This is a genomic window from Stenotrophomonas sp. LGBM10 (genome assembly GCF_046736075.1).
In the GTDB taxonomy this organism is placed as follows: Bacteria; Pseudomonadota; Gammaproteobacteria; order Xanthomonadales; family Xanthomonadaceae; genus Stenotrophomonas.
The window spans coordinates 1,525,123-1,538,248 of record NZ_CP177163.1; the positions used below are offsets into that span (position 1 = coordinate 1,525,123).

9 protein-coding genes are annotated in these 13,126 nt (G+C 69.2%); 5 read left to right on the forward strand and 4 right to left on the reverse strand.

Annotation, left to right across the window (positions count from 1 at the left end; all coding sequences use genetic code 11):
* Positions 1-39 precede the first annotated feature (39 nt).
* Entirely contained in the window at positions 40-666 is a 627-nt protein-coding gene (locus ACLB90_RS06435; protein WP_411852150.1) for a LysE family translocator, read from the reverse strand.
* Positions 667-844: 178 nt separating this feature from the next.
* Complete coding sequence (locus ACLB90_RS06440) at positions 845-3,718, reverse strand: TonB-dependent receptor (RefSeq protein WP_411852151.1); 2,874 nt, start codon at positions 3,716-3,718, stop codon at positions 845-847.
* Positions 3,719-4,187: 469 nt separating this feature from the next.
* Here ACLB90_RS06440 and ACLB90_RS06445 point away from each other — a divergent pair, with 469 nt between their 5' ends.
* The 5 genes from ACLB90_RS06445 (at position 4,188) to ACLB90_RS06465 (ending at position 9,552) form a co-directional block, all read left to right on the forward strand.
* A complete protein-coding gene (locus ACLB90_RS06445; RefSeq protein WP_411852152.1) occupies positions 4,188-6,152 on the forward strand; it encodes a transglycosylase SLT domain-containing protein in 1,965 nt (654 codons plus the stop codon).
* Positions 6,153-6,180: 28 nt separating this feature from the next.
* Positions 6,181-6,447: a hypothetical protein gene (locus tag ACLB90_RS06450; protein WP_411852153.1), complete on the forward strand. Its 267-nt coding sequence runs from the start codon at positions 6,181-6,183 to the stop codon at positions 6,445-6,447.
* A 132-nt stretch (positions 6,448-6,579) separates the two neighbouring features.
* A complete protein-coding gene (locus ACLB90_RS06455) occupies positions 6,580-7,800 on the forward strand; it encodes a multifunctional CCA addition/repair protein (RefSeq protein ID WP_411852154.1) in 1,221 nt (406 codons plus the stop codon).
* A gap of 84 nt (positions 7,801-7,884) precedes the next feature.
* The gene (locus ACLB90_RS06460) at positions 7,885-8,850 is read left to right on the forward strand and encodes a L,D-transpeptidase family protein (RefSeq protein WP_411852155.1); all 966 of its coding nucleotides are present in this window, start codon (positions 7,885-7,887) and stop codon (positions 8,848-8,850) included.
* Between the two features lie 3 nt (positions 8,851-8,853).
* The gene (locus tag ACLB90_RS06465) at positions 8,854-9,552 is read left to right on the forward strand and encodes a M23 family metallopeptidase (protein ID WP_411852156.1); all 699 of its coding nucleotides are present in this window, start codon (positions 8,854-8,856) and stop codon (positions 9,550-9,552) included.
* A 14-nt stretch (positions 9,553-9,566) separates the two neighbouring features.
* On the opposite strand, the gene ACLB90_RS06470 is transcribed toward ACLB90_RS06465, so the two are convergent.
* The gene (locus tag ACLB90_RS06470) at positions 9,567-9,923 is read right to left on the reverse strand and encodes a hypothetical protein (RefSeq protein ID WP_411852157.1); all 357 of its coding nucleotides are present in this window, start codon (positions 9,921-9,923) and stop codon (positions 9,567-9,569) included.
* A gap of 84 nt (positions 9,924-10,007) precedes the next feature.
* A complete protein-coding gene (locus ACLB90_RS06475; RefSeq protein ID WP_411852158.1) occupies positions 10,008-12,992 on the reverse strand; it encodes an autotransporter domain-containing protein in 2,985 nt (994 codons plus the stop codon).
* Between the last annotated feature and the right edge of the window lie 134 nt (positions 12,993-13,126).

Sequence of the window (13,126 nt, forward strand, 5' to 3'; positions counted from 1 at the left end):
CTGACATCCGGGTAGTGCCGGCCGCTGGCCGGCACCCGCTCACGGCCGCGCGCGCAGCAGCGCCAGCCCGAAGCCGATGAAGATCGTGCCGACCACGCGGTCGAACACCTTGCGCAGGCCCGGGCGGGCCAGGTAGCCGGCCAGGCTGTGGCCACCGGCGGCGTAGACGGCGTACCAGAACATCTCCATCACCGCGAAGGTGCTCACCAGCACCACGAACTGCGGCAGCTGCGGCTGGCCGAGATCGACGAACTGCGGCAGGAACGCCGAGGCGAACAGCAGCAGCTTGGGGTTGCTGATGCCGATGATGAAGCCGTCGCGGAACAGGATGCGGCGCGAACTCGGCGCGATCGCGGCCGGGTTGCCCACGTCCAGCGGCGCGTCGCCGCCGCGCCAGGCCTTGATGCCCAGGTACACCAGGTAGGCCACGCCGGCATAGCGCAGCACATCGAACACCAGCGGCGAGGCCTTGAGCACCGCGCCCAGGCCCGCCGCGGAAATCGACAGCGCCAGCACCAGCGCGCTCAGGCAGCCGGCCATCGCGGCGATGCTGCGGCGGAAGCCGACGCGCACGCTGCGGGTCATCACGTGCAGCATGTTCGGCCCCGGCGTGCCGCACAGGACGAACACGGTAACGGCGAAGATCCACCAGGTATGCAGGCTCATGACGACGGTCGTTGACGAAGGGAGTGCCGTGCGCGCGAGCACGGTCCCGCCATGATAGGGCGGCGGTCGTCCACCTGCGCGGCATGGCCGGAATACACCACACGGTTGGCCCGTGGCGCAAATGCACCGGGGCGCCCTGACGGCGCCCCGGTGGGTCATTGCCGGGTACGGCTCCGGATCAGAAGCGCAGGTCCGCGCGCAGGTACCAGTAACGGCCACGCGGGATGTCGTAGGTGGACGCGTCGTAGCCGTTGAGCGAGCACGACAGGCAGATCGGCGGGTCCTTGTCGAACGCGTTGTTCAGGCCGGCGCTGAGCTGCAGCCCTTTCAGCCAGTCCACTTTGTAGCCCAGCTGCAGGTCGTGGTAGGTGATCGCGTCCAGTTCGTTGGTGCCGGCGACCTGGTTGCTGCACACCGGGAACGCCGATGCGTCGCCACACTCCTCGGTCAGCTTGGAAATGTGGCGCACCGTCCACGACGCATTCCAGCGGCCCAGCGACCAGACCAGACTGGCGTTGCTGGTCCACTCGGGAATGGAACTGTCCACCACTTCCACGCCCGGTTCCTGCGGCTGCCGCTGGCCGGCGGCACCCAGTGCCTCGTAGCGGCCGACGAAGGTGTTCTTCCAGGCCAGCTTGAACTGGCCGATGTCGCTCTGCGGCAGCGTCCAGAACAGGTCCACATCCCAGCCGTCGGTCTTGATCGAGCCGAGGTTGGTGAGGCGGTTGTTGAAGCCGCTCACCGCACCGGTGGAAGCGCGGGTGATGCCGTCGCAGTACAGCGGGTCCAGGGTGTCCACGCACAGGTCGAGCTGGGTCTGCGCGTTGATCGCCTGGATCGCGCCCTCGATGGTGTGGCGGTAGAACGTCACCTCCACATCGAAGCGCTCGGACCACGACGCATTGCTGCCGAACCACGGGCTCCACACGAAGCCGGCGCTGAAGCTGCGCGAGGTTTCCGGGTCGAGCGCGGCGTTGCCGCCGGTGGTCACCGAGATCTGCGAGTTGGCCTGCTGGAAGCCGGCCGGCACGCCGAGCGCGGCGCAGTTGGCGGCGCTGCCGCGCGGCGGGGTACCGCCCAGGCCGACCGAGCACGGATCGAACAGCTGCAGGTCCGCACGCGCGGCCGAACCGTACAGCTCGCCGATGGACGGCGCACGGAAGCCTTCGGCATAGGTGGTACGCAGCACGAAGTCGTTGGTCACCTGCCAGCGCAGGCCGTACTTGGGCGTGAATTCGCCGCCGAAGGTGGAGTAGTCCGAATAGCGCCCGGCCAGGCTGAGGTCGAGCTTTTCGCCGATCGCGCTCTTGGCGAAGATCGGGATGCTCAGCTCCAGGTAAGCCTCGTTGACGTCGTACGAACCGGACGTCGGCAGCGACGGCACGCCGTTGTAGTGGCCGGCCACGGTGAGCGGATCGGGCTGGTACCAGCCTTCATACTTGCGGTACTCCACACCGGTGGCGAACGACACCGGACCGGCCGGCAGGGTGAACAGGTCGCTGCTCAGGTTGGCGGTGAACAGGCTCAGTTCGTTCTGGCTGCGGTCTCGCACCACCGGCTGGATCCAGCGCAGCATGTCCTGGGTGATGGTGCCGGGGCCACCGAAAATGTTCAGCGGCACGCAGCCCGGGGTGGCCGCGCAGATGGCCGGATCGCCCAGCGCCATGTTGACGTTGAAGATGTTGTAGCTGCCGTAGTTGGTCTGTTCGGCCTTGTTCTTGCTGTACATGCCGTTGACGTCCCAGAACCAGCTGCGGTCGGCCGCCTCGAACTGGCCGACCAGGCCGGTGGCGAAGTACTGGGTCGTCACCTTCTGCTCGAACACGCGCGCGCCGCCTTCCACCGGACGGCGCCCGATCATGACCAGGTTGCTGGACGAATCCAGATCGAAGCCGAACGGGTTGTACGGGTTCAGCGCGGAGATGACGATGTTGTCGGCCAGCGGGTTGCCGGTGGCACCATCGGGGCCGAAGAACAGCGGCTCGGGCCCGGCCTGGTTGGTCGATTCGCGGCGGTTGCCCAGCGCCTTGATGTACCACTGGATGTTGTCGGTGATGTCGAAGCGGAACTGACCGAAGATGCCTTTGCGCTCGGACGGCGTCAGCACCATGTTGTACTCGGCGAAGTTGAAGCGGTCCGGCGTGCCGAAGCAGTGGTAGTCGTCGGTGCGGTTGCAACCGCCGGCGCCGTTGAAGACCGGTGCGGTCACGCCATTGTTGGGCGTGAGGTTGTGTTCGATGCCGGTGTTGGGATCGGTGAAGATGAAGCGCCCGGTCGGCGTGGCCGAACTGCCGAACGACAGGCCGGTGCCGGGAATCGGGAACCGCGATTGTTCGCGGTCGATGGCATACACGGGGTCCTGCTTGGTCCAGCTGGCGCCGAGGAACAGCGTGTAGCGGTCGCCGCTGGTGCCCCAGGCCAGGTCCACACCCTTCTGGGTGCCATCGCCCTTGCTGTACTCGCCGTAGTTCATCGTCACCTGCGCGCCATCGAACTGGCGGCGCGTGATGATGTTGACCACGCCGGCGATGGCGTCGGACCCGTACAGCGACGATGCGCCATCCTCGAGCACTTCGATGCGCTCCACGATCGCCAGTGGAATGGTGTTGAGGTCGGTGGCCGCGCCGACGCCCGAGGCCGACGATTCATTGACCCAGCGGATGCCGTCGACCAGCACCAGCACGCGCTTGGCGCCCAGGTGGCGCAGATCGACCTGCGCCGAGCCGGCACCGACACCGCTGCCATCCGGCGGGAAGCCGAAGTTGCCCGAGGAGTTGAACTTGGCGTTGAGCGCCGAGCCCGACCCGGTGAGCTGCTGCAGCACTTCGCCGATGGAGTTGAAACCGGTGCGCTCGATGTCGTCGCGGGTCAGCGTCTGCACCGGCACCTGGCCTTCCACCTCGGCGCGTTTGATGCGGGTACCGGTGACTTCGATCCGATCCAGGTCGGTGGTGCCGCGGGGTGCATCCTGCGCGGCGACGAGCGCCGGGGCAGCCAACAACAGGCACAGCGATACAGCGACCGCCAACGGGCGGCGATGCAGGTCGTTCATTCGCTCTCTCTCCAAAGGAATGTTGGGCTGGACTGCCGTCGCCCCCTGCTGACGGCAGTGTCTCCTTTGTAAACAACCTGTAAAGGTCGCGACGTGATGACGACCTCGCTTTCACGCGACTTCCACAAATCCGAACACGGCATCGTGCCGTGGGTCGCCTTTCGCGGCACCGACGGCCCACAACGCCGACACCGGCAGAACACCCTTGTTTCCAAGGGCCTTCGCGGTGGGCAGGACGATCAGGCCGGTCGCGATGGACGACGGCGATGCGCCTCACCGGGGCGCTGTTCGCCGCGGCCAGCAACCGGGCCATGACTTCGTATCCGGCGGCAGGATCGGTTGCGATGCGCAGTTCGGGCGGGTTGCGAGCGGCCTGCAATGACGCCGGGTGATCCAGCGGCCCGCTTCCGTTCATGTTCGAGTCGGGTGACGCGTACCACCCTTCACACCGCGCCGTTATGCTTTGGCGATGAATCGACTCCCCCTCTTTTTCCTCGGTACGCTCGCCGTTGCCGCCGCCGCGGATGCCGGCGCGCAGTCGCTGGATACGCAGCGCGCGCAGCTCAAGGCCGCCATCGACAACGCCGAGCGCGGCCAGTACGACCCGGCCCAGGCCGCTGCGCTGAGCCGCCATCCGCTGTACGGCTGGCTCGAGTACGCCAACCTGCGCCGCACCGTCGACACGGTCAGCAACGCGCAGGCGCAGGACTTCCTCAAGCGCTACAACGGCCAGGCCGTGGCATCGAGTTTCCGCAGCGTGTGGCTGCCCGCCGTGGCCCGCCGCCAGGACTGGCCGACCCTGCTGGCCAACTGGGTGCCCACCGACAACGTCGGCCTGCGCTGCGCGCAGCTCAACGCGCGCCAGGCCACCGGCAAGGCCGATGCCCAGTGGACCACCGAGGCCCAGGCGATCTGGCGCAGCACCGGCAAGTCCCTCCCTGACGCCTGCGATGCGGTGTTTGCCGTGCTCGATGCCAAGGGCGGGCTGAGCGCCGAACTGCGCTGGGCGCGCATCGACGCGGCCGCCGACGAGGGCCAGCCGGCGGTGATGCGCAGTGCCGCACGCGGGTTGCCGGCCGCCGATCTGGCCCTGGCCAACACCTACGCCGCCTTCGTCGACAAGCCCAATGCCAGCGCGTTGAACTGGCCACGCACGGCGCGCAGCCAGCGTATCGCCACCGATGGCCTGGCCAAGCTGGCCAAGGCCGACCCGGCCGCCACCGAACAGCAGTTGCCGCAGTACGCCAGCGCGCTGCAGCTCAGTGCCGCGCAGCAGGCGCAGGTGCTGTATCAGATCGCGCTGTGGACGGTGGCCTCGTACGGGCCGGACTCCGCACGCCGCCTGAATGCCGTGCCCGAATCGGCGTATGACGAACGACTGCACGAATGGCGTGCGCGCGAAGCGCTGTCGCGCGGTGACTGGCCGCAGGCGCTCACCGCGATCCGCAAGATGGGCAGCACCCAGCGCAACGACTCGCGCTGGCGCTATTTCGAAGCGCGCATGCTGGAGAAAACCGGCAAGCGCAGCGAGGCCCAGGCGGTGTACCGTGAGGCCGCACGCGCCGCCACCTTCCACGGCTTCCTCGCCGCCGACCAGCTCGGCCAGCCCTACACGCTGTGCCCGTGGGAGCCCAACGACAGCAGGCAGGCGCAGGCGGCGGTCGCACGCGACCCGGCCATCGTGCGCGCGATGGAGCTGTTCAAGATCGAACGCAGCGGCTGGGCCGTGGCCGAGTGGAACGATGCGCTGAGCCGCTACGACACCACCCAGCGCCGCATCGCGGTGGAGGTGGCGCGCGACAACGGCTGGTTCGACCGCGCGGTGTTCTCGCTCGGCAAGACCCCGGACGAGCAGCGCCTGTACGCGCTGCGCTTCCCGCTCCACCACGACGACACCATCCGCCGCGAATCGCTGCGCAACGCCATCGACCCGGCCTGGGTGGCGGCGGAAATCCGCGCCGAGAGCATCTTCAATCCGAAGGCACGCTCGCCGGCCAACGCGATGGGCCTGATGCAGGTGCTGCCCACCACCGGCGCCAGCGTGGCCAAGTCGATCGGCCTGGCCAACTACGGCGGTGCGGCCAGCCTGTACGACCCGGACACCAACATCGCCATCGGCACCGCCTACCTGCGGCAGTTGATGGACAAGTACCAGGGACTGCCCTACGTCACCATCGCCGCCTACAACGCCGGCCCCACGCCGACCGCGCGCTGGCAGACGCAGCGCCCGGGCTTTGATCCGGACATCTGGATCGAGACCATCAGCTACAAGGAAACCCGCGAGTACGTGGCGCGCATCCTGGCCTTCAGCGTGATCTACGACTGGCGCCTCAACGGCGACGCGCTGCCGGTCAGCGACCGCATGAACGGGCGTCTGCAGGCCAAGCGCAAGACCTTCACCTGCGCGGCCAACGCCGACAAAGGCGGCGATTGATCCTGGCTGGGTGGGTGGTGCTGAGCGGGTGGTGCCGATCGACCGGGTGACGCCGACCGACTTGGTGGCGCCGATCAACCCGGTGACGCCGATCGACTGGGTGGCGCCGATCGACGGGGTGACGCCGATCGACCCGGGGGCGCCGACCGACCGGGTGACGCCGATGGACGGGGTGACGCCGAACGACCCGGTGGCGCCCATCGACGGGGTGACGCCGATGGAGCTGGTAGAGCCGACTGTTAGTCGGCTGCTCTTCGCGGCAAACGCGGGCGCGCTGCGCGCGTCAGCCGACTAACAGTCGGCTCTACCGGGTCGGCTCTACCTGATCGGCTCTACCTGGTCGGCTCTACCCGCCCGCCCGCTCGGCTCTACCCTGCGGGAGAGCCGCGGCGACCGCGTCCGGGAAGGCCGTGGCATCATTGCCCGCATGAAGATCTATCTTGTCGGCGGCGCGGTACGCGACCGCCTGCTGCAGCGTCCGCCCGGCGACCGCGACTGGGTGGTGGTGGGTGCTACCCAGCCCGACATGGAGGCGCTCGGCTACAAGGCCGTGGGCCGCGATTTCCCGGTGTTCCTGCATCCGGACAGCGGCGAGGAGTACGCACTGGCGCGCACTGAGCGCAAGTCCGGCCGTGGCTATCGCGGTTTCGTGGTGGATGCCGATCCGTCGGTGACGCTGGAAGACGACCTGCTGCGCCGCGATTTCACCATCAACGCAATCGCCTGCGACGAGGCGACCGGGACGCTGGTCGATCCCTATGGCGGCCTGCGCGACATCGAGCAGCGGGTGCTGCGCCATGTCGGCCCGGCGTTCGTTGAAGACCCCCTGCGCGTTCTGCGCGCGGCGCGCTTCATGGCGCGCTTCGCGCCGCTGGGCTTCACCGTGGCCGAGGAAACGATGGCGCTGATGCGGCAGATCGCCGAGAGCGGCGAGCTGGACGCCCTGGTGCCCGAACGGGTCTGGCAGGAACTGCGCCGGGTGCTGGCATCGGAACGCCCGTCTGCGTTCCTGCGCACCCTGCACGATGCCCACGCGCTCGGCCCGATACTGCCTGAGCTGGAGGCCTTGTACGGCGTGCCGCAACGCGCCGAGTTCCACCCCGAAGTGGATACCGGCGTGCACCAGGAGATGGTCAGCGACATGGCCGCCCGGCTCGCGCCGGGCGATGACCTGGTCGGCTTCGCCGCGCTCACCCACGACCTCGGCAAGGGCCTGACGCCGCCGGAGGAATGGCCGCGCCACATCATGCACGAGCAGCGCGGCCTGGCGCCGCTGCGCGCGCTGTGCGACCGGCTGAAGATTCCGCCGGAACATCGCCAACTCGCCGAAGCCGTGTGCCGCGACCATCTCAACGTACACCGCATCGCCGAACTGCGCGACGCCACCGTGCTCGAGCTGCTGTCGCGCTGTGATGGTTTCCGCCGCCCCGAGCGCATCGCGCGCATCGCGCTGTGCTGCGAAGCCGACAAGCGCGGGCGGCTCGGCTTCGAGGACAGTGACTACCCGCAGGGCACCACGTTCACGCGCCTGCACCAGGCCGCGCTGGCCGTGCAGGCACGCGACCTGGATACACAGGGCCTCGTGGGCCCGGCCATCGGCGAAGCGCTGGCCAGGGCGCGGATCAACGCGATCGCCGCCGCGCGCTGACCGCTCATCCGGCAGTCAGCCGTTTCACGCAGGGTGCGCAGCGCAGTCGGGCATGGTGGGGTCACGTCCCCGCTGGAGTAGCCGATGATCCGATGCCTGCCTGCCCTGCTTCCGATGGCCCTGTGCGCGGCCTTGGCCAGTGCTGCACCGGCCATCGCGCAGACCCCGGCCCTGCCGACGCCAATCGCCGAAACGTCGACGGTGCCAACCGGCCCGCGCTCGGACCTGCATGCGCAGGTGCTGCTGGACCGCGCGCATTTCTCGCCCGGCCAGATCGATGGCCTGCCCGGCTCCAACCAGAAGCGCGCGGTGTCCGGCTTCCAGGCCGCCCACGACCTGAAGGTGACCGGCGAACTGGATGATGCCACCTGGCAGGCGCTGCAGGCCGACCGCGTGGAAGTGCTGGCGCGCTACACGTTGACCGCCGAGGATGTCGCCGGCCCATTCCAGCCGGTCCCCAAAACCCCGTCCGCGCAGGCCAAGCTGAAAGCGCTGGGCTTCGCCTCCGTGGAAGAGGCCCTTGGCGAGCGCTTCCATGCCGATCCGGCGCTGTTGCGCACGCTCAATCCCGGTGTCGATTTCAGCAAGGCCGGCACGGCGATCCAGGTGCCTAACATCGCGCCGTCCACCTTGCCGAAGGCGGCCAGGCTGGTGATCGACAAATCCGAGTCGACGCTGCGGCTGTTCGACGCGCAGGGCAAGGTGTACGCGCAGTTCCCGGTGTCGTCGGGCAGCAGGCACGATCCACTGCCGATCGGCACCTGGAAGATCCTCGGCATCTCGCGCGATCCGACTTTCCACTACAACCCCAAACTGTTCTGGGATGCGCGCAAGGGCGAAGGCAAGGCCACCCTGCCGCCGGGCCCGAACAACCCGGTCGGCCGCGTCTGGATCGACATCTCCAAACCGCACTACGGCCTGCACGGAACGCCCGAGCCGGGGCACGTGGGCAAGACCGAATCGCACGGCTGCGTGCGCATGACCAACTGGGATGCACTGCAGGTTGCCGACGCGGTGGATGCGTCGGTGCCGGTGGTGATGCAGGAGTAGACGATGAAGACCGGACTGCTGCTGGCGGTGGGACTGGTGATCGGCGTGCTAGGCGTGTGGGTGCTGGCGCCGCCTGCCGCCCCAGGCGCATCGACTTCATCCGCAGAGGTGCCGCATGCCGCACCGGCCTTGGCGGCGGCAACGCCGCCCGCTGCCGCGCCCCAGATCGCGCCTGTCGCGCCTGTCGCGCCTTCGGCAGTCTCCGCGCCGACAGTATCCGCACCCGCAGCGCCCGCACCGGCCGGCACGCTCGCACCGGCTGGCACGCTGCTGTTGCCGGTGCAGGGCATCGCCGCCTCACAGCTGCAGGACACCTTCACCGATGCGCGCAGCGAAGGCCGCGTGCACGATGCCATCGACATCCTCGCCCCGGCCGGCTCGCCGGTGCTGGCGGTGGCCGATGGCACGGTGGAAAAGCTGTTCGACAGCGAGCGCGGCGGGCTCACGCTGTACCAGTTCGAGCCGAGCGGGCGCTACTGCTACTACTACGCGCACCTGCAGCGCTACGCCGATGGCATCGTCGAGAAGAAGGCGATCAAACGCGGCGAGGTGATCGGCTATGTGGGCAGTACCGGCAATGCGTCACCGGACGCACCGCACCTGCACTTCGAGATCCACCGCCTGGGCGCGGAGCGGCAGTGGTGGAAGGGCGCGTCGCTCAACCCCTATCCCGTGCTGCGGGGTGACGCCGCGCTGGACTGAGCCGCCTTGCCTGCTCAGCCACAGGCGGCGAGCGCGGCCTCCAGTTCGGCCACATGCTGCGAGCGCGCCAGGCCTTCGGCACCCGAGGTCGCGCACGACGCGCACCAGCGCGCCCGTGACAGCGCGCAGCGCAGCATCAGCCGTGCCACCTCGGGAACCGCCGCCGGGGCCGCCTGCTGCAGTGCCAGCGCGGCATAGTCGCGGTCGCGCGGCCAATCCAGCGCATCGGCCTCGGCCTCCAACGCGGGCAGCAGACACTGCGCCTCCGCGAGGGATGCAACGCCGCACAGGTCGGCCACACGCGCGTCGACGGCGTCGGTACGGCTGCCCTGCCGGTGCAGTGCATCGGCGGTGTGCTGCAACGGCGTCATGGTCCGGCGTCCCTGTTCTGCATCCACCCGCTCCGTGTATCGATCCGCGCCGAGCTTAGCCGGTGCGGATCACCTGCGGCCACCCTACCAGTCGAAGCGCAGCCCGAGATTGCCCTCGATGCTGCGCTGCTCCTTCTGCCGGCTGCTCTCCAGATCGCGCGTGTAGTCGACCACCGCGAAGGCGCTGACGTTGGGGTTGAAGCGCGCGACCACGCCCACGCCGACTTCCAGCGCGCGGTAGTCCTGCTGGTTGACGATCCGGTTGCTGTCGAAGTCGATGCGGTCCTGCCCGTCCAGCGCCTGCCAGTAGTTCACCTTGAGGTAGGGCTGCCAGCCGTTGCCGGCGATGTCGTAGTCGGCGGCCAGCCGCAGGCCAACCCGACCGGTCCAGGCGCTGTCGCTGTCGAACCGCACCGCCGCGAACAGATCCCCAGAATCGTCGATGTCAGTGCGCTGCCAGATCACCTGCAGTTGCGGTTCCAGCCACCACCGCGACTGGCCAAGGCGCAGCAGCGGCTTGCCCACTTCCAGTGACGCGGTGGTGCCATCGCCGCGTACGTCGATGCCCAGCCCGCGCGCCGAGTGCGCATCGCCGTCGTAGCGGCTCTGCAGCAGCACCGCATCCAGGTAGCCGCCCTGGCTGCCCACACGCGTCCAGTACAGGCCCACGTGCTTGTCGTCCAGCCGCGTGCGGCCGACCGTCAGGTTCTCCCAGCCAACCGCGAAGCCGGTGACGTTGCCCTGCGCGCGGGTGCGGCCGACGAATACGCCAACCTGATCGCGCACGCTGTCGCCCGTGTTGGCGTACAGATCCACGCCGGCCTGCACCCCCTGGATGTCGCCGTCGAAGCCCGGTTGCGCATCGCCCTCCCACTGCTGCTCATGGCTCGCGCCGACCAGCCGTGCCCACGCGGCACGCACGCCGCCCTCCCCGGCGAGCAGGCGCTGCTCGCCCTGGCGCTCGTGGAAGGTGCCCAGACTCAGCAGGCTGGTCTGGCGCAGCAGCAGCGGCACGACCGCGTACGTGGGCGTCTCGATGCGGTACAGCGGCACGACATCGCCTTCGGCGGCGCGCGCGCCCGGCGTGGGCGGCTCGGCCACGGGCGATGGCACGGCCGCCACCTCGGTGGGCACCGGCGGCGGCGTATCGACCGCCGGTGGCGCCACGGGCGGCGGTGCCGGCGGTTCCGGCGGCGCGACGGGCTCGGGCACCAGCGGATCGGGATCGACCGGAATGACGGTCGGTGGCGGTGGCAGCGGCGGCGGCGGCGTACCGAGGGCTTCCGGCGGCGGCGGCACCGGGGCCGGCTCCGGTTCGGCGGGTGGTGGGGCCGGCGCCGGCGTCGCGCTGGCCACGAGGGTGGAGCGCAGGTACCAGTTTTCGCCGCTGCCCGCGCTCACCCCGCCCTTGAACAGGAAGTATTCGAACGCCCCGGCCGCGAGCGTGTTGTACAGGGCGAACGCGTCGTTGGTGGTGGTGGCGCCATTGGTCGCCTGCACCACCAGGATGCCGTCGGCGAGCGTGGCCGCGCCGGCGCCCCCCACGTTGCGCACCCCGATGCCGGTGGTGCCGCTGGCGGTGCCGTTGGCGATGACCAGCCGGTCCGACAGCGAACTGTCGTCACCCAGCACCGTGCGCAGGTACAGCGCGCCACTGTTGCCGACGTAGTTGCCGACGAGGGTGAACGCGGTGCCGGGAACGGTGCCGCCGGTCGTCAGGTCGATGCGCCCGGCGTTGGTGACGGTGGCCAACTGGCCGGCGCCGAACGGGGCGATGCCGCCGCGGGTGCCGGTGGCGAACAACGCGCTGGTGGCATCGATATCCAGGCTGCCGGTGCCGGTGGCGACATCGCCGAGCAGCAGCGTGCCGTCGAAGGTGAGCTGGGTATCGCCGGTCAGCGCGATCCGCTCCCAGCCGGTGAAGCGCGCGACGCCATCGGTGGTGACGTTGCGCAGGGTGAGTGCATCGTTGCCCACGCCGCCAGCGAAGCCCGGCAATGCGCCGAGGTGGCTGGCATTAAGGTTGGCGAGCGTGGCCACGTCGTTGCCCTCGGCGAAGTCGACAAGGCCGTGCACCACCCCGCCGTCATGCCAGTCCAGGCGGTCGTTGCCCAGGCTGAGCCGGACCTCGCCGCGGACGGTGCCGCCACTGAGGGTCACGCTGTCGTTGCCGCCGCTGACACTGATGTTGCCGCCGATGTAGCCATCGGATATCACGATGGTGTCGTTGCCGAACGCGGCGACCAGGTTGCCGTCGATGGTGCCGCCGGACATCAGGAAGGTGTTGTCTTCCAGCTTCAGGTTGACGCGACCGATCTGGCCCCCGGTCATTTCGGCGTAGTCGCCATCGTCGAAGCCGCCGATGATGCGCCCGCCGGTCATGCGGAAACGATCGGTGCCATCGCCCTGCGCAAGCGCACCAAGGGTGCCGCCGGTCATCAGGAACATGTCCAGGCCGTTGCCCTGGCTCACCAGCCCGGTCACGCTGCCGTCGCTGATCTCGAACAGATCGTCGCCGTCGCCCTGCTGCACGCTGTCGATGACACCGCCGCGCAGCACCAGCGCATCGCGCCCGTCGCCGTGTTGCACGCCGCCGCTGATGTTGCCGGCGAGCATGTCCAGGCGGTCGTCGCCGGCGCCGAAGACGATACCGCCGGTGGTGCCGGCGATGACGCCACGATTGATCACGCGGGTGGCACCCCCCAGTTGCAGCGCGACACCGGCGGCGGTGGCCAGGCGCCCCTCATTGTTGATCAGGTGGCCGGTGCCGCCCGGCAGCGCGATGGCCGCGCCGCTGGCAACGGCGACCTGCGCGGCGCTGCCCACGTTGATGGTGATGTTCGACGCGCCGGCTGCACCGGTGATGGCAACCGTCTGCGGATTGGGCGCGGTGGCCGAACAGGTGACGGTCTGGCCCGTCAGCGGCGCGGGGGTATCGCAACCGGCCCAGGCCGGCGAGGCAGCCACAAGCAGCAGCGTGCCGACCGCACTGCCGCGGCCAAGTGCGATCCAGTGCGCCGTGTGAACGGCCAACAACGCAGGTACCGGTACCGTGGGCGTGAAGCGCATACACCTGTCCTTTCCGAAGGCGGGAAGCACGACACCGGCCAAACATGCACGACCATGTAAAACCGGCCCGGGTAGTTATACGGGGCTGGAGTGATGCTCCGGTCAATGCAGGAAGCGCTGAAAACGCAGGGCCC

Bases quoted from the DNA above. Each gene is read 5' to 3' on its own strand.
- ACLB90_RS06435 (WP_411852150.1), bottom strand. From the start codon at position 666: ATGAGCCTGCATACCTGGTGGATCTTCGCCGTTACCGTGTTCGTCCTG.
- ACLB90_RS06440 (WP_411852151.1), bottom strand. From the start codon at position 3,718: ATGAACGACCTGCATCGCCGCCCGTTGGCGGTCGCTGTATCGCTGTGC.
- ACLB90_RS06445 (WP_411852152.1), top strand. From the start codon at position 4,188: ATGAATCGACTCCCCCTCTTTTTCCTCGGTACGCTCGCCGTTGCCGCC.
- ACLB90_RS06455 (WP_411852154.1), top strand. From the start codon at position 6,580: ATGAAGATCTATCTTGTCGGCGGCGCGGTACGCGACCGCCTGCTGCAG.
- ACLB90_RS06460 (WP_411852155.1), top strand. From the start codon at position 7,885: ATGATCCGATGCCTGCCTGCCCTGCTTCCGATGGCCCTGTGCGCGGCC.
- ACLB90_RS06465 (WP_411852156.1), top strand. From the start codon at position 8,854: ATGAAGACCGGACTGCTGCTGGCGGTGGGACTGGTGATCGGCGTGCTA.
- ACLB90_RS06470 (WP_411852157.1), bottom strand. From the start codon at position 9,923: ATGACGCCGTTGCAGCACACCGCCGATGCACTGCACCGGCAGGGCAGC.
- ACLB90_RS06475 (WP_411852158.1), bottom strand. From the start codon at position 12,992: ATGCGCTTCACGCCCACGGTACCGGTACCTGCGTTGTTGGCCGTTCAC.